This is a genomic window from Phycisphaerae bacterium (genome assembly GCA_035384605.1).
GTDB lineage: Bacteria > Planctomycetota > Phycisphaerae > UBA1845 > PWPN01 > JAUCQB01.
The window spans coordinates 30,732-50,505 of sequence record DAOOIV010000027.1 but is presented as its reverse complement, the minus strand read 5'-3'; the positions used below and the strand labels follow the sequence as shown (position 1 = coordinate 50,505).

The window sequence follows — 19,774 nt, the reverse complement described above, 5'->3', positions numbered from 1 at the left end:
CCCGGCTTCCCTTGAAGGCGGTGGTATTCACGTTGGCGATGTTGTTGCCGACGGTGTCGATCCGATACTGGTTGGCATTCAGGCCCGAAAGGCCGGTATACATTGCACTGGTCAATCCCATTGCCCGTCTCCTTTTCTTCTGATCCGGCTCGGCTCTTGCGGCCGAGACAGCCTGTCATGTCGATTACTTGCATCGGCCGTTGCCGTTCGCACAATCGGCCGGACGAAACCCTTGAATCATGCCGCAGCCTCTGATTTTTCTTCCTGCGAGGCCGACTCCGAATCCTCCTCCGTTTCCAGATCCGATCGCGGCTCCGTGACCTCGGTCAAGCTGGTGATGGGCAATCTCAATCCGTTGTCGAGCCGCAGCAGTATCTCGCCTCTGCTGGTGAACTCGATGCCGGTCACAAGACCTTTGAGTTCATACTCGTTTCCGTTCGAATCGGTGACGATGCCCTTGATCTGCTTGCCGATCAGTCCGGAAGCAGAGGCGACTCTCTGCTGATCGGTAAGTTGTTCGAGCCGCTCGGTGAGGCGGGTGTTCATCTCCAGTTCCCGGATGGTGGCCATCTGGGAGATCATTTCCTGGTTGGTCATGGGCTCGAAGGGATCCTGAAGCTGAAGCTGTTTAATCAGGATCTTCATGAAATCCTGGCCGCTGATGCCGGACACATCCCGCTGGGTTGTCGTCTGCGCGGTCGAACCGTCCGTGTACCGTGTTGCTGTTATCTGCATCTTGTTGTCCTCTCAGCCGTCCCGGCGCAGCCGGGACAGGCGGATGGATCCGCCCCGTCCTCCGACGGGGCGGATCTGCACGCGCCTTGTCACACAACCAGGTCGACGCCCGTCTCCGCCAGACGATCGACCCGATCCTGCTCCTCCCCGGATGAAGCGTTCTCCTGGGAGAACGCGAAAGCTTCGTTCGACCATTCTGATTCCGAAGGAGTCTGACTTCCGCCGCCTTCGTGCCCCTGCCATGCGGGCTCATGGGAAGACTGGCCATCCGAGTGTTCCTGTTGCTGGAACGGCCGGTCCTGATGGGCTTCACCAGGATTGGCCTGGGGAACCCGCAGTTCGACCTGGATCTGGTTGAGTTTGAAGCCGTGTTGCTCGAGGGAACTCCGCAGCTCGTTGATGCGGCTCTGGAGGGCATCTCGTCCCAAGAGGGAGTCGGCCTGCAGTCGCAGTGTCAGTTCATCGCCGTGCGTGCGGACGTCGACCCTGAGCCGGCCGAGTTCCGGGGGCTCGAGCTTGAGGACCATAGACGAATGCCTCGCGCCGATATTCGCCCGGACGACGTCGGCGAGCTCGGTCATTGCCCGGGCCTCCTTCAGACTGATGCCCTGGCCGCCCAAATCGCGCCCGAACGAGGCGGGGGCAGGTTGAAGATCAGGCGAGACGATCCGTCCGCGTACACGTCCGGCAAGTTCCAGCAGACCCCTGAACTCGTCATTGGTGTCGGTTTGATGGGCGGAACCGTCCGCGTTCCTGGCCGCATCGCCGGAAGACGCTTGTGAGGCCGCATCATGTTCCGGTGAGCGGTTTTCGTCCTGCCCGAGCAACTGCTTGTTTGTGGAGCTACCGTTTTCCAAGCTGCCGAGCAGCGGCGGTTTCGTCATCGGGTTGGGAGGCGTCTCGCCGGTCGGCCGGGCCGCGACCGTTGGTTCTGAACAACTGGCAGGCTGTTTATTCATCGCCCTGCGATCCCGGGTCTCGATCGCCTGTTCCAGATGGGCGGCGACGCCTCGAAGGAACTGCCAGACGGAGATTGACAGTTCCTGTGCCGGTTGGACGTTCGCGCCGGAAGCAGGCTGCGGAGCCTGCTCGCCGGAAGAGGTTCCGGTTGTCTCGCGGGTTGCCGAGACTTCAGTCGCCTGCGGAGGAGCCCACCCGCCAGGGGCGGCGTCGCCCGCCTGAGCCGTCGCCGGGATATCCGGGATGACTGCCGCAACCGGATCGGCAACCGCCCAGATTACAAGCTGGGGCGAGGTTTGCGTCGTCGGCGAGTCGTCTACCCGGTTCTCTGCCGGGGCGGTGTCCATCGGGAACTCGGTTGCCCCGGGTGTTGGTTTCCACAGCAGGTTTTGCGCAGCTTTTGTCTGCTCCGAGCTCTTTTGGGAGGGCGCCGGCTTCAGCTCAGGCGGGACTTGCGGGACCGGATCGGCGGCGCTCGGCTCCGTTGCGTGTTCGACAACGAGGGGTTCGTTTGCCCGAGGGGATTCCTCGGCAGGGGCGGGTTGCGGAGACTCAGCCTGAGCGGGCTCGATCGGCGTTCCCTTCACCGGCGATTCGGGTTTTGCGGTCTGCTGGTTCTTCTTGGGTTCCTGAGGTCCTTCCGCGCCCTTGCTTTTCGACCGGCCGGAGGTCACGGCCTGGGGATCGCGCGTAGCTGCCGCTTTGTCTTTGTCGGCGGCGCGATGCTGTTGCTCGCGCACGGTCCGGTCGACGCGCGAGCCGACCGAGCGGCGGGCCGAATCGAAGACAACCGCAAACACGTCATCGAGCTGCTCGGGCTTATCGCGGACGGTCTGCGCTGAGTGTGCAACAGTCCGGACTTCCGCCCATTCCACGGTGGGCATGTCATCCTCCGTCGGATGCGGGCTTGCCGGAATCATCCCCACCGGCCGCCGTTGAGCTTCCATATTTGCCAATCTGGTTCAGGATCCTCCCGATCCAGGCCTTATCCTCTTCCGTCTTACAGGCGTTGATAATTCCTTTGACGCGGTTCTCATCCATTTTCATCAGAAGCTGAACCGCGTCGGGTTCCTTGATCTGATTCTTGAGCAACTGCAGCGCGAGTTTAGGTTCCGTCTTGGACAAGAGGTTGAGCTGGCGATCGAATCCCGCCTGCTCGCCCTCCTTCTCGAAGACCTGTTTCTGCTGCTTCAGTTCGTTTTCTTTGCGCTCGAGCTTCTCGAGCAGTTGACGGGTCTCGAGTTGGATGCGCTTGTCGAGCAGATCCCGGTCCCGCAGATCGCGTGCCCGGCGTCTCTCCTGAAGGGCGAGGAGTTCCTTGGTCTGCTGCTGCCGGGCGATCTCGTCGCCGGAGGCTTGGGGGCTCTCATCACGCGGCGTCGGCGTGCCGGCGGCAGCGGCCGGCTGCGACGCAGGGAATTCGCCTCTCAGTACGACGGCGATCTGCCTGGCTCGCTCGGCGTCGAGGCGCCCGCTGGCGAACAGGTAGCCGACGAAACCCGCCACGGCGAAGAGGTTGATCAGCGCCAGCAAGGCCAGAAGATGGTAGAAACGCTTCAACATGGTTCAGATCGATCCTCGTTGAGGCTACGTGCGGACGGCGGCGGTCAGGTCCGCAGCAGTTCGGCATCGGCGTCGCGGCCGAACACGTATCGAACGGCGGCCAACTCGTCGCCTTCCTTCACTTCGAGAACACCTTGCTCGCGGAGGTGCCGTTGCCATTGACGCTCCTTCAGTTTTTCCAGAATCTTCCTCTGCTTGACCGCCTCGGCCAGAACCACGCGTTCCTGTGCCAGCCGGGCCTCCAGGAAGCGCAAGCGGGCGTCGGCTTCCAAGACGCCCTTATGAAGGTGGCTCAGCCAATGGCGGTGCCTCATGACCTGTTGAATATCGATTGCCCCGCCGGTCTGGCTGTGGCGGATGGCGTCGACCTCGTCCTCGATCTGTCGTTGGAGGACCAGACGATGGTCTCGCGTCTGGCGGATCTGGCGTAACCGTTCGGCCACGATGCGTTTCTGCTCATCCTCGCGCTGGCGGCGGATCTTGAGCATGGTCGCGAACCGGAATTTGAATCGTCTGGGCATGTTCTACTCTCTTGCGTTATGCCGCCGTGACCGTTCGGGCACGGCCGCCCTCCCTTGACAGTCTGCGGGTGGTTTCCTCGATCTGCTGAGCCAAGGCGAGCAACTGCTGGCGTGCCTCGGCGAAACTGACCCGCTGGGCCACCCCCTGCTGCAAGAAAGCCAGGACGGCGGGACGGGTCTGGATCACGGCGTCGTATTCGGCGTTCGCGCCGGCGGCGTATGCCCCGATATTCACCAGGTCCTCGATCTCGTTCCAGATCGCGACGGCCTTCATGACGGTTCTGGCCGCGGCCAGATGCTGCGGATCGACGATGGAACTCATCACTCTGCTGATGCTCTCGGAGACGCTGACGGCGGGGTAATGGGACTTGTTGGCCAATGCCCGCGAGAGCCAGACATGGCCGTCGAGAATGCCCCGGACGGCGTCGCCGACCGGATCATTGATGTCATCCGCCTCGACCAGGACGGTATAGAAGCCGGTAATGCTGCCGTTCTCCGTCTGGCCGGCGCGCTCGAGCAACTGCGGGAGCAGCGCGAACGCGCTGGGTGTATATCCCTTGGTCGCGGGCGGTTCTCCGGCGGCCAGGCCGATCTGTCGCTGAGCCATGGCGATGCGGGTGATTGAATCCATGAGCAAGAGTACGTTCTTGCCGCGATCGCGGAAGTACTCGGCAACCGCCGTGGCGACGAATCCCGCGCGTACGCGCAGGACGGGCGACTCGTCGGAGGTGCTGAGTACCAGTACGGTTTTGCGGCGTCCTTCCGGCCCGAGGTCATTCTGCAGGAACTCATTGACCTCGCGGCCGCGTTCTCCGATGAGCGCCAGGACGGTCACATCGGCATCGGTGTAACGGGCGATCATGCCCAACAATACGCTCTTGCCGACGCCGGTTCCGGAGAAGAGTCCAAGACGTTGCCCCCGACCGGCGGTCAAGAGGGCGTCGATTGAGCGGATGCCGGTGGACAACGGATGGGAGATCCGAGGGCGCTCGAGGGCGCGGGGAGCGGGGCGATAGACCGGGTAACAGGTATCGCAATAGAGCGGCGGGCCGTTGTCGATGACACGGCCCAGGCCGTCCATCACGCGTCCGATCATCTCGTCGCAGAGGGGGACTTTCGCCTCGCCGGGCCAGGCGGTCACGTTGTCGCCTCTGGCCACGCCGAGCGTGTCCTGCAGGGGCATGACGATGGTGTGGTCGTTTCTGAAGCCGACGACCTGGGCCTCGATGCGGGTACCGTTCTGCCGTTCGATCGTGCACATCGCTCCGATCGGCGCGGGGAGGCCCGAGACCGTGATGGTCAGACCGGTGACGTCCACGACCCGCCCGACGAGGGACGGAGTGACCATGGAGTCGACCATCTCGATCTCTTTTGCGAACGCGTTCATGCGTTTTCCGGACCCTCCCGGGTCATATTTTCCGCGGCATGCTGAATCGACGGTGTTCCGCGGACCCCCAGTTCCGCGGCGATGCGGTCAAGCTGCGTCTCGATGCGGGCATCGACCGCGCCGCTGCCCCATTGAACCCAGCAACCGCCGGGCGAGATTTCGGGGGCTTCAACGATTTTCACGAGCTTGCAGGAGGCCTGCCGATCGGCCAGGGACTCCGCGAACACACGAACCGCCTGGGCATCGGCCGGGTTGATCTTGATGGTCACGTCGGACCGTTCTCCGGCGAGACGAATGGCCTCCTCGAGGTTCTCGACCACCACGCGGCGATCGTTTTCGCTGACGTGGCGAACGATCCGGCGCGCGACGGCCATGGCCAGATCGACGAGATCCTGGCGGGCGGCGGCCTGCCAGGCGGCCCGGCGTTCCTCGATATCCGCGATGATCTTCTCGCAAGAGGACAGGAGGCTCTTGTGGGTCGCGGCGAACTGGGCTTTGGCTTCAGCAAAGGCTTGGGCATGGCCTTTTTCTCGCCCCTCTTCGAGGCCTTTCGCGAAGCCGGCCTGATAACCGGCCTCGTAACCCGCCCGGCGGATGGCGTCCTCCTGGGCCTTGGCCTGTCTGACGATTCGGGCGGCGTCGGCCTGGGCCTGGATGAGGGCGGCCTTGACTTCACCCATCATGTCGCTGAGGTGAAACGGCTTGAGTACCGCGCCCTGGAAGGGAAGTGCCTCTGCCGCCTTAATAACCGTTGATCTGCGGGCCATGCCGCGACCTCCTCAACGCGCCTCTCACACCACCACGTCGGACTCGCCGCCGCGACCGGAGATGATGATTTCCCCGGCATCTTCCAGACGTCTGACGACGTCGACGATGCGTTGCTGAGCGGCTTCGACGTCGCTCAATCGGACGGGGCCCATGTATTCCATGTCTTCCTTGATCAACTGGGCCGCTCGTTCGGACATATTGCTGAAGATCTTCTCCTTCATCTCGTCGCTGGCCGTCTTGAGTGCCAGGGCCAGCTCGTCGTTGTCGATTTCCTTGAGCAGGGCCTGAATCCCCTTGTCATTGACGAGCAGGATGTCCTCGAACACGAACATGAGCCGCCGGATCTGTTCAACGAGTTCGGGGTCCTCGGCCTCAAGGGTTTCGAGGATGCCTTTTTCAGTCGCCCGATCCGACAGGTTGAGCATTTCGGCCACGGCCTCGACGCCGCCGACCTTCTGGAACTGCTGGGTCATGACGCCCGACAACCGCTGTTCGAGTCCTTTTTCGACCTCGCGAATGACCTCGGGGTTGGTTTGTTCCATGTTGGCCACGCGGGTGACGACCTCAATCTGCTTGGCGGGCGGGAGTCCGGACAGAATCTCGCTGCCCTTGCTGCTGGGCAGGTGGGCAAGGATCAGGGCGATGGTCTGAGGATGCTCATCCTGCATGAAGGTCAGGAGGTGCTCACTCTCGGCCTTCTGGAGGAAGCTGAAGGGCTGCTGATGCACCTGATGCTCGATCTGCTGCATGACACGGGCGGCCTCTTCCTTGGACAAGGCCCGCTCGAGGAGGGCGCGGGCATAAGACAAGCCGCCCTCGTTGGCATACTGTCTGGCCAGAGCGACGTTATAGAACTCTTCAACGATGGCCTTCTGTTGTTCGGGCGGGACGACTCCGAGAGAAGCGACCTCGCGGGTCACGTCCTCGACGATTTCGCGATCCATGCGTCGCAAGAGGCTTCCCGCCGCCTCCGGTCCGATGGCCAGAAGGAAGGCGGCAACCTTTCGGATGCCGGTGAATCCCTTCTCGGCGCCCTGTTCGTTCTCCTTGTTCTTACCCTTCTTCGCCACGGTTACGCGTTCGCCTCCTCAATCCAGCGCTGGAGGATACTTGCGGAGGACACGGGGTCTCCCTTGATCAGTTCGCCCACCTGTTCAACGATCTGCCGGGCACGTAGGGTTTCTTCGTCGACCTCTTTTCCGACCAAGAGCGGCTCGGTTTCCTTTGCCTCGCTAACCGGCACCTCTTCTTCGACCTCGGCCACGGGCAGTTTTCCTTTCCTTCCGGCCTTTGGGGAGTCCTCGCCCGGCAGCACAGGTGCTTCACCCACTTTGCGGACCATCATCAACATCATCAGCAGCCCGAGGACGGCCAGCACGGCCATTCCGGCCTTGTCCCAATGCGTTGAGACCATGCTCATGACGCCCTCGCCGGCTCCGGACGAACCGAGGTGAGCCAACGCCAGGGCCCCGGCATCCGGAAACCAATCGACGGTAACGCGTTCCTCGGCATCGGGCGGAATCGCCAGGGCGGTCATCACCGACTTCTTGATTTTCTCGCGCAGGCTGGTGCTTGCCGTGTCCAACTCCTGGTCGGACGTCTCCTTGGGAAGATTGAAAACGTTGAGCAGATAGCTCTTGGGGATGGTAACGGACGCCGAGATGCTTTTGATGGTATCTCGAGGCCGCTTGGTCTGGGTGACCGTTTTGTCGGCCTCGGACTTATAAGTCATATCGCTGGTTGTCTTCTCATGGTTGTTGACGGGTGCGCCACCGGCGACGGAGACGGTGGTATTCGGAACCACACCCGGCTCACCCGCCATGGTTGAGGTCGTGTCGGTCTCCGACGTCGTGGACTCGGTCGCAATGACCGGCTTGCCGTAGACCTCCTTGATCTCCTGTCGCGACTCGGGTTCGAGCTCGCAATAGACCTTCACAGACACGGGGATATCGCTGAGCAGTTCGCGAATCTTGTTAGCAAAGTACTCCTCCTTCGCCTTCCGCCGATCGATGTCATCGGCATCCATTCCGTCCTCGGGTCTTGGCACGCCGGCTGCGCGGCCGGTGGTGGCGTCGGCCACGGTGACGTTGTATATGCTGAGGTTGGACACGGCCGAGCTGACGAAGCCGGCGATCGCCCGGACGAGTTCCTTGTCCAGAGTCGCGCCGTCGGCCAACTTGACGGACACGCTGGCGGTTGGTTGGGCGTTGGGTTGTCCGACATGGCGTCTGGTGGCCGTCTCGACGAACACGCGGGCATCGCGGATGCCGTTGAATTCCCTGAGCACGCGGGCCAGCTCGTTACAGCGGGCCACGTTCCAGCGCCGGTCCTGCTCCTGCATGGGCAGCCAGGGATTGCTGGCCTCGCCGATCAGCTTGGCGAATCCGAGGCTGATGTCATCGGGGAGCAGCTTCTGCTGGGTAAGCTGGGCCAGGAGCCTGGGGCGTTGATCGATGGGCACGCGGACAACGTCGCCGGCCAGTTCGTATTTGACGCCGGCGGCATCGAGGAACTGCTGGATACGAGCGGACGCCTCCGGGGTCAGGGGCTGATCGAGGAGGATCACCATCGCCGGTTCGGCCGCCCAACGAACGAGGGCCAAGACAGCCACTGCGATCAGGATGACCGATAAGACGATCGCCAGCTTCTGTGAGGTCGTCAGTCCCTGAAGATGGACCTTGGTCTGGAGCGCGATCTTTCTAAGGAATTCCATTCCTGTCAGCCTCCCTCATTGCGGCCGGGCCCCGAGGCCTCCTTGCCGTTCCGGCCCGCAACAACCGATTTCGACCGGCGCGGCGGGGATCACTCACCCCGCGTTACACGCGCATCTGCTGGATCTCGCGATATGCGTCGATCAACTTGTTTCGCATCTCCATGAGCATGCTGAAAGCCACCTCGGACTTTCGCACGGCACTGAACACGGCGGCCAGGTTGTCGGTCTGGCCGGTCATGATTTTCTCGACGCCCTCGTTGGCCTCTTGCTGAAGGCGGTTGACTTGTTCGAGGCTATTGAGCAGGACCTCGCGGAACGAGGGCCCGCCGGTCTCGCGGCCCGCACCGGTTGAGAGCGTCCTGCCAAGGGGGCCGGGCGGTTGACCCGCGCCAATTCCATGGATACTGAGTGGGTCGGGCATGTGTCTGCCTTTCTACCGAAACGGCGACCTGTGCTGTCGCATCCTCTCATGCGAGAATCCGCAAGCTGGCGGATATCATGTTTTTTGTGGCCTCCATGGCGGTGATGTTGGCTTCATACGCGCGAGTGGCCAGAATCGCATTGACCATCTCGGTGGGTAGATCGACGTTGGGATACTCGACGTAGCCCTGGTACGGCCCGGACTTGATCGCGTGCGGGTGTTCGGGCTCATAGACGCGCTGTCCCACCGTCGGATCCTCGACGATTTTGCTGACATGCACTCCAGGCCGGCCGGCGCCATCACCGGTCTGAAAAACCGCGATTCGCCGCTTGTAGGGGCCCGGCCGGCCGTCGGCGCGTTGTGTCGCCTGGGCGTTGGCGATGTTGCCGTGGATCGTATCCATTCGGATCCTCTGGGCGACCAACGCCGACGTGCTGACATCGAGCGAGCCAAACATTCCATCACCTCATCTTCCGCCGTTGTGGCGATGCACACCGGCCTTCGTGCCGGAGGCGCCTGCCGCGCGCCGGGCCTGGATCATGCCACTGTTCCCCGGATCGCGGTCATGAGTTGATCAAACCGGCCCTTGAGCCGATCCGAGGCAATCTGGTGCATGAGCGTGTTCTCGGCCAACATCGCCATCTGCCTCTCGATCCTCATGTTCGTTCGGTCATGAAAGAGGACGTTCTCCGCCGGTTCCTCGGTCGGAGTCACCACCAGGCAACCTGAGGCGTCTTCCCGGAACTCGCGGGCTCCTCGGAGGCTCAGGGGGCCTCGCTCACTGGGCCGCCTGGCAATCGCCTCTTTCAGGGCGTTCTGAAAGGCCCGCACGTTGAGCTGCCGGGCCTTGTACCCGGGGGTGTCGATGTTGGCGATGTTCTCGGTCAACATCCGGTGTCTGGCATGGGTATAGGCCAGCACCTTCTCAAGCACCGGGACTGTCCCGCTATTGACCGCACCGTGAAAGAGCATCACGTCTTCCTGTCCAGAGCGCGGAATCGGGCGCGTCGGCGCGAACTTGCCGCGCTGCGGGGTATTGAATCAGCAAAATCGATACCAGACGGGTCAAGGCGGTTTGCGAATGTGAAAACAGGCAATTTGGCGGCTCTGAAGCGCAATTTCTGCGCCTGACGCGCGGTTCTTGCCGCCTTGCCGTGCAGTTGTTTTCGCGATCGCATCACGTCTGGACCTCGGTCTTTCCTCACTTGGATCCGACGAGCATTGCACCGCTGCTCTGGGCCGCCAGCAGAGATCGTCTGGCCTCGTCCTGTTCCCGCCACTGTTTGAGTTTGAGGGTCAGCGTTCGCACGCCGATTCCGAGGGCCTCGGCGGTCCTGGCCCGATGGCCGGCGCATTCCCGCAAGGTTTTCTCGATCAACAGCCGCTCCATGTCCTCAATGATGTGGCCGTGGCGAAGTTTTTCGGGGAACGACTCGGCGCGCTGAATTCCGTTGAGCCACGGAACGATGATCTGCTCGGTGAGCACTCCGTCGAGTACCAGCACCGATGCCCGCTCGCACAGGTTTTCGAGTTCTCGAACGTTACCCGGCCAGTCATAATCGGTCAGGAGGCGCATCGCCCCGTCGGATACCCGCAACACCGGGTGCCCCGCCCGGGAAGCGGCCCGCGTGAGAAAGTAATTGACCAGCATGGGAATGTCGTCACGTCGTTCGCGCAGCGGCGGAATCGTCAGCGGAAGGACGCTGAGGCGGAAGTAAAGGTCCTCGCGGAAGCGTTTCCGGGCCACCCAATCGGGAAGATTGCGATTGGTTGTGGCGATCACGCGAACATCCACGGTTCGGGTGGTGCTGCTGCCGACGCGCTCGAACTGTCGTTCCTGGAGCACGCGGAGCAGCTTGGCTTGGAGGGGAAGGGGAATCTCGCTGACCTCATCAAGGAGCAGCGTGCCGCCATCGGCCAGTTCAAATCGTCCCTTGCGGGCCCGGTCGGCGCCGGTGAAGGCCCCCCGTTCGTGTCCGAACAATTCGCTTTCCAGCAGGTTGCTTGACAAGGCCGCGCAATTCAGGCACAGCATGGGGCGGCCGGCCCGTCCGGAGGCGCCGTGCAATCGCCGGGCGACCAGTTCCTTGCCGGTTCCCGATTCGCCCTGGATAAGCACGGTGTTGTTGCTCGGTGCGATCCGGGCGATGGTTTCGCGTACCACCCGCATTGCCGGCGAGTCGCCAATCATTTCCCGGGTTTCGCCGTCAGTCATGGACCGCTTGAGGGCTTCGTTTTCGGATCGCAGGCGTGCATGCTGAATGGCGCGGTCCACCAGAAGCGAAAGCTGCTCGGCCTCGAAAGGCTTCTGGATGTAATCCAGGGCTCCCAGTTTCATCGCCTCGACGGCGGACTCGATCGTGCCGAAGGCGGTCATGACGATGACCGAGGCGTCGCATTCGGCGGCCCGCATCTCGCGGAGGAGCGTCACGCCGTCCATGCCCGGCATTTTGAGGTCGGTAATGACGCAATCGAACGACCCGCTTTTGATTGCTTCCAGGGCCTCGATCGGATCGCCGAAGGTTGTCACGACATGGTCGTCCCGCGACAACGTTTCGGCGATCGACTCTCGCAATACTTCCTTGTCGTCCACAACGCAGACTCGACCCATTAGAGAACCTCCTCGCGGGGTTGACCGAAAGCGAACTCTTCCGGGAGGGGCGACTCCTCGTATCGCACTGGAATGAGGAGGGTGAACACGGCTCCGCCTTCGGGCCGGTTGGCGGCCCGGACGCTGCCTCCCAGGGTCTCGGCGATCTGATGCACGATAGCCAGTCCCAGGCCCGTTCCGTTGTGCTTGGTGGTGAAAAACGGATTGAAGATTCGATCCATGAGCTCCGGGGGGATGCCGGGGCCATTGTCTTCGATTCGAACGGCGAGACGATCGGTCGTGTTGCGATCCGCGCGCACCCGGACGTGCGGTTCTCGGGCGGGGAGGCCGGCCGACGCCTCGGCGGCGTTGATCAAGAGGTTTGTCAAGGCCCGCTGGAGCAATGCGGCGTCGGTGACCAGTTCAAAGCCGTCGACTTCGTCGTCCACCTCGAAAGCTATTGCCGCCTCCCGCATCCGGCTGGCGGCCAGTTCGACGGCCTGCCGCACCACGATTCCGAGTCTGACCGGAGCGGGGTTGGGGGTCGTCGGCCGGCCGAAATGGAGAATATCCGAAACGATCTCCTCCAAGGCGCCGACGCACTTACTGATCTTTTCGACGGTGCGCAGCTCCGCAGGCCGGTCCCGGAGATCGCGGCACAGCAGCGAGGCATACAAGCGGATGCCGCTGAGAGGATTGCGGATTTCGTGGGCAACGCCGGCGGCCATCTCGCCGAGCGCGGCAAGCCGCTCACGGCGGCGCAACTCGGCGTTCTTACGGGCCAGTTCCCGGCGCAGGTGACGCACCTCCTGCCCGAGCTTGTCGTGCGCCCGCTTGAGCTGGTCGGTCACGTCGTTGTAGGCGGCGATGATGGCGGCCAGCTCTTTTTCGCGGTCCGTGATCTGTGGCGTTACGACACTCATTGGTCCGTCCACTCCACTTGCGAGACTTGCGGCCCTTCCTGGCTGGCGGCGTAGGCCGCTCCCGCCATTCGCGTGGCTTTCAGGCGACCGAGGTCGGATGCGGTCTCCCGGCGTCGGCCGGCGAGGATCTCGGCGTCGGCCTTGTCGCCCTGCAGGATGCCGGCCAGAGCGGCGTTGAGCTCTGAGATCATCTCATCGGCCCGCCGGGCGTCGTCATCGGCCATACGTGAGCGGACCTCGGTCCAACATTGCTGATAAGGCCGCATCCGGTTGGCCAGCGCTGCCAGCCGGTCGATGATCTGCCGGCGCCGGCCGAGCACTTCGAGAAGCATCTCCGCCTGATCCGAAGCGATCAGCATTCGCTGACGGTCGGCCAACCCCTTGAGTTGCCGACAGAGCGCGCACTGCTCGGTCAGGATTTCGAGCACGTCGTCCCGCTCATCGCTTTTCGCCTCGGGTGTTGAGCCGGTCACGTTCATCGACGTTTCCTTTCCGGGAAGGTTTCCCGTCATTCGCATCACGGAGTCCCCGCGAGGACGACCGAAAAGGTCGGCGTTTTCTCAAGCCAGTCGAGGTATGCCGTCCAGTATTCGCGGTCCTCATCCGGGGAGTACTTGGTGAACGCCTCATCTGAGATACCCTTGAGCGCCCAGCGGGCCCGTTGCAGCGTCATTCTCGCCTTGTCGATCTTTCCCAACCGGATGTAGCAGTTGATCATCTGGATATAGGCGGACATGGCCAACGGATCGTCCTGATACAACCACGCCGCGCGGTCATACAATTCGAGGGACTCGACAAAGGGCCTCAGGTCCGACGGATCGGAGACGCGGGCAAGATCGTGAACCACATCGGCCCTGTAGAAGTGGCTCAGTTTGACGTAGGCCCGGTCGAGCAGGCCGACCGTCGAGGCATCGCGGGCGCGGAATCGCTCAATCAGGCCGTCGTAGAGCCGGCGTGCCTTGTTGAGCCGCTCGACGTACGTGGCCCGCAGGCGGTCCTTGTGCGGCGCGTTTCTGGGATCGCCGTAGTCGTCGTAGAGCCGGTCGGCGCTGATGCGATGGGACTCGGCGAGCATGAACATCGCCCGGCCGCTCCGGGGATCATTCGGGTAGCGATCGAGGGCCTCCTGGAAGCGAGCGATAGCCTCCTCGTACTTTCCGGCGCGGATGTAGAGATCGCCCAGGCGGAACAGGGCCTCACGATACTCGCGGGCCTCGGGCATCACCGAGCGGAGGGATTCCTCGGACTTGTGGCCCACGAGTCTCAAGAGGGCCTGCTCGGCTTTCTCGAGGTCCCCCTTTTCGATGAAGCAATCCGCCAAGGGGACGAGTGAAGAGACCGCGGCAGGCGTTCCAGAGTATTTGACCATATTTTCCTGGTATCGGGCAATAGCCCGGTCGTAGTCGCCGACGGACTGGTACATCTGCCCAAGCCGCCGCAGGGCCTCCGGCACCCGTGGGTTGGTGGGTCGGTCGGTGACGAAGCGGTCCAGGACCTCCGCGGCCTGGCGAGGGTCGCCGGCCCGGTCGAGGGCCTCGGCGGCGCGCCAGATCGCATGGGACGACCGAACCTCATTGAGCGAGGCGAGTCGGGCAAGCCTGAGATACTCGCGGGCAGCCTCTTGGAGGTATTCGCGGGCCCTGGCGACGCGGCCGGCGGCGGTGGCGGAAGCCTCTTCCTCGACCAGCAGAGATTCTCCGAGTTTCATGGCCAGGTCGGCCAGCCATTCCGCGTAGCCGGCCTGTCGTTCGGTATCCGCGGGGGGCACGAGCCGGGCCGCCTGGCGGAGATAAAGCATGGCCTCGGCCGGGCGCCCGCGGGACAGGAGGTTCTGATACCAGCCGGTGGCCGATTCGCGTATCTGTTGGATATTGACGAGCGATCCGTAGGGGCTGTCCATGGTCTTCTGAACCGCGTCGGAATACGATTCGATAGACTCATCGAATCGTTCGAGGGCAGCCAGCGTTTCGGCGCGGCCGAGGATGGCCGCCGTGCGATACGGACCCGGCGGAGCCTTGTCGAGCACGTCTTCGTAAAACGAGAGCGCAAACTCGGGCGACTCCTGTTCCTGGAGGATTCTGCCAAGCAACCAGCCGGCGCAGATATAAGTGGGATCGGAAGCGGCCAGGCGGTTGCGAACCGAGCGGAGCAGCCGCTCTGCGTCATCCTTGCGGCCGAGGTGATACCATGAGAGGGCCTGAAGATAGTCGAATTGACCGGCAAACACCGAGTCGCGGAACCGAGCGACATGGTCCGAGAGGAAGCGCTCGGCAGCCGCGTGGTTTCCTTCGCGTCCGAAGAGCTCGACCTTTTGAAGCGCCGCCCAGAATTGAAGTTCCTGACTCACTCCATCGCCGACCATGAACTGGTCGAACAGGTCATGCAATTCCTGGGCGCTCATGCCCTGGGTGGCTCGGCGGATCTCGATAATGCGTTTGCGGATCTCCCAAGCGTCGGGGACGCCTTTCTCGACTGCTTGCTGGTACTCGGCCAAGGCGGCGGCCGGCTTCTGGAGCCACTCGAGGGCCATGGCGCGCATTCGATGCGTCGGTCCGTCGAACGATTCTCCCTCGCCGAGGGACATGTTTGTATTGATGATGATCCGCTCGCAATTGCCCGTACCGTGAACGGCATTGCCCTGTTCGTGGAGAAAGATGATCCTGGCAAGCTCGGCGTATAACCGGCGTCTCTCGGCGGCCGTGCGGTCGGGAGCAGCCAGCAGCTCAGAGGCATACCGGCTGGCCTCGGGATAGAGGCCTGAGTCGGCCAAAGCTCTCACATCGCTCAGCAGTTGTTCGAAGGTAGGAGGAACCGGTCCGGGACGGAGGCGCCAGACTCCGACCGCCAACAGCGCGAGCGACACGATCAGCAACGGAACCTGCCATCGCGTCGCCAACTGCTTCGCCAGGCTGCTGTGCCGAATGACTTCGCTCATCCTGAGCCTTCCAACCAACAGGGGTCTTCCTGACCGCCCCTTTCAACGACCGATGCTCGGGTCAAGATTGAGACCTGAGATCGAGTTTGATCTTAGTCGGCAGTTCTGGGGCGTTTAGAACAGCGGCGAACCGGCTGGTGAAGACATTTTTTGCCGATCCGCGCGCAAGATCAGCGAGGGTCGAACCGCGTTAGCAGCCTTACCGGACGATGACATCCCACGTGGCAGTATTGACAACACAGACGCGCAAGGTGGCTGGGAAGGAAGAAAGATTTTGCCGAGATCATCAACAAAATGTCCGATAACTTGCGCTGCTCAGTCCGGTGAACTATTCGGCGGCAACGGAACTCGGATTGATCGAAGGCGGAGCGCCTTTTTGCGGGCCACCACCCAAGCGCTCTGCGATCCAAAAACATGCGCGCAAGCCGCACACATATCTGGCCATAGGGTTCTAAGGCGGAGCGCCTTTTTGCGGGCCACCACCCAAGCGCTCTGCGATCCACAAACATGCGCGCAAGTCGCACACATATCTGGCCGTGAGGTTCTAAAAGGGACATGTGCTTTTCAGCGTCGCTTGGAGGTAAGCTGCCTCCGCAACAACAGCGACGATCGTGTTGCGTGTTCGAGTCGCAGAGGTTCAGAGAGTCGTGTGGTTGCCGAGGCCTTCACTCATGGGTGGGGTAACTCTGTTCGGGGATGTGTCGAAGAAAGCGTCCAGGCGACGGTCATCAGCCTGGTCACCGTGGTCACGGTACTCATCAGGCTGCTGCCACACTTCGGAAGGCTGTCCCCACAGCCACAACAGGCCACCGGCTACTGCATCAACCGCCGTCCGTATGCCTGTCCGAAAGGGAGCAGGCAGTCTCTGAGGCGATGTGAGAAGCACGGTTGAGAGCACGCAGCCCAAACCCACAACCAAGCACTGCAAGCCTGTCGGCGATGCCTTCATTTCTGCCTTCCGCACGTCGAACCGGTTGCGGGGCGGCCCGGCGAGCAACGGCAACACCCCGGTTTGCCATTGCATTCATTCGGACCAACCCCGCATCCAGCAGGCACAAGACTGCCTCCCAAGCACCCATGCCTCAACCGAAGGCGGACCGCCTTTTTGCGGGCCGCAACCCAAGCGCACTGGCATCCGGAAACATGCGCGCAAGCCGCACCGCTGTCTCGCCGTAGGGTTCTATTACCCAGATTGCCCAAGCACCGCACTCGTCTGCCACACCATGCCGGCCACAACCTCGCGACGCACCGTAGCACGCATGCTCCCAAAGGGACGCTGCCATATGATTAGAAACATGCCCGCGATTTGCGTTGCAGGCAATTACAACTATCGCGGTTGTTTATAGTCGCGCGAGAGACGGGTTTTCGTCTCGGCATATTCCCGCAGCGCCCCGGCCACCGAGGTGGCAAGGCAGACAGAGAATCGCTATCTTCTGTGCTGCCTGCTGATTGCGGCGGTTTTTCGACAGGCGATGTCGGAGGCGTGCTCGGCGGTAGATGGGCATGCGGCGAGAACAGGACAGACGCAAGATACGTCAACAGAGGCACTTATGGCAGCACTGAGAGACGACCCGTTCGGGGTTGAGTCGACGCTGGTCACTCAGGCGGGGGCTGTGCGTTTCTACAGCCTGTCCAAGCTGGCGGCCTGCGGAACTGGTAAGCTCGATCAGCTCCCGTTTTCGATCCGGGTTCTTCTTGAGAACGTCCTGCGCAACGTGGATGGTTTCCAGGTGACAGCGGAGGATGTGACCCGATTGGCAGCATGGAGTCCCAAGCCGGCCGAGGCTGAAGTACCCTTCAAGCCGGGCAGGGTGATTCTCCAGGACTTCACCGGCGTACCCGCCTTAGTCGACTTGGCGGCGATGCGGGCGGCCTTGAAGCGCCTGGGCGGGGATCCTCGAAGGATCAATCCGGAGGTTCCCTGTGACCTGATCATCGATCATTCGGTTCAGGTGGACGCGTTCGGCAGGGTCGAGGCCCTGCGCATCAACCAGGAAATCGAGTTTGAGCGGAACCGCGAGCGGTATGCCTTTCTGAAATGGGGGCAACAGGCCTTCGACAACTTCCGCGTGGTGCCGCCGGCGACCGGCATCATCCATCAGGTGAATCTTGAGTACCTAGCCAAAGTTGTCCTCACGCGCCCCGCAGGGGGACACACTCTGGCGTTTCCGGACAGCGTTGTCGGGACAGACAGCCACACCACCATGATCAACGGGCTGGGGGTGGTGGGCTGGGGTGTTGGGGGAATCGAGGCCGAGGCGGTCATGCTCGGGCAGCCGATCTATATGCTCAGCCCTGAGGTGATCGGATTCAGACTGTCCGGCCAGCTCCCGGAGGGGGCGACGGCCACGGATCTTGTGCTGACGGTCACTGAGATGCTGAGAGCCAAGGGAGTGGTCGGCAAGTTCGTCGAGTTTTTCGGCCCCGGCTTGGCGGAGATGTCGCCGGCAGACCGTGCCACATTGGCCAACATGAGTCCGGAATATGGCGCGACGATGGGGTTCTTTCCGGTTGACGAGCAGACACTGTGGTATCTGGCCATGACGGGTCGACCGGTGGAGTTGATTGACCTGGTCGAGCGTTACTGCAAGGAACAGGGGCTGTTCAGGGGGCCGAACACACCCGATCCGGTTTATAGCGATACGCTTGAACTCGACATGAGCACGGTGGAACCGTGTCTGGCGGGTCCGCGGCGGCCCCAGGACCGGGTTCCGCTGAAGGTGATGAAGAAGCAATGGCGCAAAGACTTGACTGCGTCCTACAAGATCCCCGATGTCGCGACGGAGAAGGGCGTCGACACTGAGTGGAGCGGCTGGCGCTTCAAGCTCAACCACGGGGCGGTCGTGATCGCTTCAATTACCAGTTGCACCAACACGTCTAATCCGTCGGTGATGCTCGGGGCCGGTCTGCTGGCCAGGAGAGCGGTTGAGAAGGGACTGGCTTGCAAGCCGTGGGTCAAGACCAGCCTGGCGCCCGGCTCACGGGTGGTCACTGATTACCTGATCAAAGCCGGCCTGATGCCGTCACTGGAGAGACTCGGGTTCCACGTCGTGGGTTATGGCTGTACCACCTGCATCGGCAACAGCGGGCCGCTGCCGGAGCCAATCGCTGATGCGATAACTAAAGGCGATCTGGTGGTGGCTTCGGTTCTGAGCGGCAACCGCAATTTCGAGGGGCGGGTCAATCCGCTGACCAAGGCCAACTATCTGGCCAGCCCGTTGCTGGTGGTGGCGTATGCTCTGGCCGGAACGACGGACATCGATTTGACCTGCGAGCCGATCGGGAAGGGCTCCGACGGACGTGACGTGTATCTCAAGGACATCTGGCCGGGCGAGAAGGAGATCAGGGAGGCCGTCGAGCGATGCGTGAGCCCGGAGCAGTTCAGCCTCTGTTACGCCAGGGTGTTCGAAGGCGATGAGTTGTGGCGATCGGTGCCTTGCGGCGGGAGCGAGCTATACGATTGGGACGTCAACAGCACTTACATCCAAGAAGTGCCGTTCTTCACGGAGATGGCCACGGAAGCGGGGTCGGTTCAACCGATTACCGGTGCCCGCTGTCTGGTGATGGTGGGCGATTCGGTAACCACGGATCACATTTCTCCGGCCGGTTCCATCAAGCCGACAAGTCCAGCCGGGCTTTATTTGCAGTCGCTTGGGGTCAAACCGGCCGATTTCAACAGTTATGGTGCCCGGCGAGGGAATGACCGGGTGATGGTCCGCGGCACGTTCGCCAACATTCGCCTGCGGAACCTGCTGGCGCCCGGCACGGAAGGCTGCACAACCGTCTACCTGCCAACGGGCGAGCAGATGAGCATCTATGATGCGGCCTTGAAGTACAGAGAGACCGGGACGCCACTGATCGTTCTGGCCGGCAAGGAATACGGTACCGGCTCATCGCGGGACTGGGCGGCCAAGGGGCCGATGTTGCTGGGCATCCGGGCGGTGATCGCCGAGAGTTTCGAGCGGATTCACCGCAGCAACCTGGTGGGAATGGGCATCCTGCCACTGCAATACAAGCCGGGCCGAAACCGCGAATCACTCGGCCTGATGGGCACGGAGACGTTCGACATTCTTGGGCTGAGCAATGACCTTAAACCGCGACAGGATGTGAAGGTGGTTGCCCGCCGCAGCGACGGCGCGGTCGTAGAGTTCACGACCATTTGTCGGATCGACACGCCGCCGGAGATCGAATACTACCGCAACGGCGGGATCTTACAGACGGTGATTCGCAGGATGCTGCGGGGTTGAGTCATTTCAAC

17 protein-coding genes are annotated in these 19,774 nt (G+C 62.3%); 1 reads left to right on the top strand and 16 read right to left on the bottom strand.

Translation table 11 applies throughout. From position 1 onward, the window contains the following. The 16 genes from PLL20_08620 to PLL20_08545 form a co-directional block, all read right to left on the bottom strand. Nucleotides 1-103 (bottom strand): flagellar basal body protein (locus tag PLL20_08620; protein HPD30042.1); only part of this gene is annotated, 103 nt, incomplete at its 3' end. 134 nt (nt 104-237) lie between these two features. After that, the gene (locus tag PLL20_08615) at nt 238-735 is read right to left on the bottom strand and encodes a flagellar hook capping FlgD N-terminal domain-containing protein (protein HPD30041.1); all 498 of its coding nucleotides are present in this window, start codon (nt 733-735) and stop codon (nt 238-240) included. 89 nt (nt 736-824) lie between these two features. Continuing rightward, nucleotides 825-2,579 carry a flagellar hook-length control protein FliK gene (locus PLL20_08610; protein ID HPD30040.1) on the bottom strand — a complete coding sequence of 585 codons (1,755 nt, stop codon included), beginning with the start codon at nt 2,577-2,579 and terminating at the stop codon, nt 825-827. Nucleotide 2,580: 1 nt separating this feature from the next. After that, nucleotides 2,581-3,258 (bottom strand): hypothetical protein, encoded by a 678-nt coding sequence (locus PLL20_08605; GenBank protein HPD30039.1) that lies wholly within the window; start codon nt 3,256-3,258, stop codon nt 2,581-2,583. A gap of 44 nt (nt 3,259-3,302) precedes the next feature. Further along, nucleotides 3,303-3,779, bottom strand: coding sequence for a flagellar FliJ family protein (locus PLL20_08600; GenBank protein ID HPD30038.1), 477 nt, complete (start codon nt 3,777-3,779; stop codon nt 3,303-3,305). Nucleotides 3,780-3,795: 16 nt separating this feature from the next. Next, the gene (locus PLL20_08595; GenBank protein HPD30037.1) at nt 3,796-5,166 is read right to left on the bottom strand and encodes a FliI/YscN family ATPase; all 1,371 of its coding nucleotides are present in this window, start codon (nt 5,164-5,166) and stop codon (nt 3,796-3,798) included. Next, nucleotides 5,163-5,933, bottom strand: a complete 771-nt coding sequence (locus PLL20_08590; protein HPD30036.1) for a FliH/SctL family protein — start codon at nt 5,931-5,933, stop codon at nt 5,163-5,165. The genes PLL20_08595 and PLL20_08590 overlap by 4 nt, the downstream gene beginning before the upstream one ends. Nucleotides 5,934-5,957: 24 nt before the next feature. Continuing rightward, complete coding sequence (gene fliG, locus PLL20_08585; GenBank protein ID HPD30035.1) at nt 5,958-7,004, bottom strand: flagellar motor switch protein FliG; 1,047 nt, start codon at nt 7,002-7,004, stop codon at nt 5,958-5,960. Between the two features lie 2 nt (nt 7,005-7,006). Further along, nucleotides 7,007-8,647: a flagellar M-ring protein FliF C-terminal domain-containing protein gene (locus PLL20_08580; protein ID HPD30034.1), complete on the bottom strand. Its 1,641-nt coding sequence runs from the start codon at nt 8,645-8,647 to the stop codon at nt 7,007-7,009. Nucleotides 8,648-8,750: 103 nt separating this feature from the next. Beyond that, entirely contained in the window at nt 8,751-9,068 is a 318-nt protein-coding gene (gene fliE / locus PLL20_08575) for a flagellar hook-basal body complex protein FliE (protein ID HPD30033.1), read from the bottom strand. 46 nt (nt 9,069-9,114) lie between these two features. Next, nucleotides 9,115-9,525, bottom strand: coding sequence for a flagellar basal body rod protein FlgC (gene flgC / locus PLL20_08570; GenBank protein HPD30032.1), 411 nt, complete (start codon nt 9,523-9,525; stop codon nt 9,115-9,117). 80 nt (nt 9,526-9,605) lie between these two features. Next, the gene (flgB, locus tag PLL20_08565) at nt 9,606-10,040 is read right to left on the bottom strand and encodes a flagellar basal body rod protein FlgB (GenBank protein HPD30031.1); all 435 of its coding nucleotides are present in this window, start codon (nt 10,038-10,040) and stop codon (nt 9,606-9,608) included. 229 nt (nt 10,041-10,269) lie between these two features. Then, nucleotides 10,270-11,679 (bottom strand): sigma-54 dependent transcriptional regulator, encoded by a 1,410-nt coding sequence (locus tag PLL20_08560; protein HPD30030.1) that lies wholly within the window; start codon nt 11,677-11,679, stop codon nt 10,270-10,272. Next, nucleotides 11,679-12,581 (bottom strand): ATP-binding protein, encoded by a 903-nt coding sequence (locus tag PLL20_08555; protein ID HPD30029.1) that lies wholly within the window; start codon nt 12,579-12,581, stop codon nt 11,679-11,681. The genes PLL20_08560 and PLL20_08555 overlap by 1 nt, the downstream gene beginning before the upstream one ends. Further along, nucleotides 12,578-13,099 (bottom strand): hypothetical protein, encoded by a 522-nt coding sequence (locus PLL20_08550; protein ID HPD30028.1) that lies wholly within the window; start codon nt 13,097-13,099, stop codon nt 12,578-12,580. Before PLL20_08550 ends, PLL20_08555 begins: the two co-directional genes overlap by 4 nt. After that, complete coding sequence (locus PLL20_08545) at nt 13,099-15,516, bottom strand: tetratricopeptide repeat protein (protein HPD30027.1); 2,418 nt, start codon at nt 15,514-15,516, stop codon at nt 13,099-13,101. Before PLL20_08545 ends, PLL20_08550 begins: the two co-directional genes overlap by 1 nt. Nucleotides 15,517-17,066: 1,550 nt before the next feature. On the opposite strand from PLL20_08545, the gene acnA reads away from it, so the two are divergent. Next, entirely contained in the window at nt 17,067-19,763 is a 2,697-nt protein-coding gene (acnA, locus tag PLL20_08540; protein HPD30026.1) for an aconitate hydratase AcnA, read from the top strand. The last annotated feature ends 11 nt before the right edge of the window (nt 19,764-19,774 follow it).

Excerpts from the sequence above, each read along its gene's own strand:
- PLL20_08550 (HPD30028.1), bottom strand. The coding sequence starts at position 13,099 with ATGCGAATGACGGGAAACCTTCCCGGAAAGGAAACGTCGATGAACGTG.
- PLL20_08610 (HPD30040.1), bottom strand. The coding sequence starts at position 2,579 with ATGCCCACCGTGGAATGGGCGGAAGTCCGGACTGTTGCACACTCAGCG.
- PLL20_08600 (HPD30038.1), bottom strand. The coding sequence starts at position 3,779 with ATGCCCAGACGATTCAAATTCCGGTTCGCGACCATGCTCAAGATCCGC.
- acnA (HPD30026.1), top strand. The coding sequence starts at position 17,067 with ATGGCAGCACTGAGAGACGACCCGTTCGGGGTTGAGTCGACGCTGGTC.
- PLL20_08615 (HPD30041.1), bottom strand. The coding sequence starts at position 735 with ATGCAGATAACAGCAACACGGTACACGGACGGTTCGACCGCGCAGACG.
- fliE (HPD30033.1), bottom strand. The coding sequence starts at position 9,068 with ATGCCCGACCCACTCAGTATCCATGGAATTGGCGCGGGTCAACCGCCC.
- flgC (HPD30032.1), bottom strand. The coding sequence starts at position 9,525 with ATGTTTGGCTCGCTCGATGTCAGCACGTCGGCGTTGGTCGCCCAGAGG.
- PLL20_08580 (HPD30034.1), bottom strand. The coding sequence starts at position 8,647 with ATGGAATTCCTTAGAAAGATCGCGCTCCAGACCAAGGTCCATCTTCAG.
- PLL20_08560 (HPD30030.1), bottom strand. The coding sequence starts at position 11,679 with ATGGGTCGAGTCTGCGTTGTGGACGACAAGGAAGTATTGCGAGAGTCG.
- PLL20_08590 (HPD30036.1), bottom strand. The coding sequence starts at position 5,933 with ATGGCCCGCAGATCAACGGTTATTAAGGCGGCAGAGGCACTTCCCTTC.
- flgB (HPD30031.1), bottom strand. The coding sequence starts at position 10,040 with ATGCTCTTTCACGGTGCGGTCAATAGCGGGACAGTCCCGGTGCTTGAG.
- PLL20_08555 (HPD30029.1), bottom strand. The coding sequence starts at position 12,581 with ATGAGTGTCGTAACGCCACAGATCACGGACCGCGAAAAAGAGCTGGCC.
- PLL20_08595 (HPD30037.1), bottom strand. The coding sequence starts at position 5,166 with ATGAACGCGTTCGCAAAAGAGATCGAGATGGTCGACTCCATGGTCACT.
- PLL20_08545 (HPD30027.1), bottom strand. The coding sequence starts at position 15,516 with ATGAGCGAAGTCATTCGGCACAGCAGCCTGGCGAAGCAGTTGGCGACG.
- PLL20_08605 (HPD30039.1), bottom strand. The coding sequence starts at position 3,258 with ATGTTGAAGCGTTTCTACCATCTTCTGGCCTTGCTGGCGCTGATCAAC.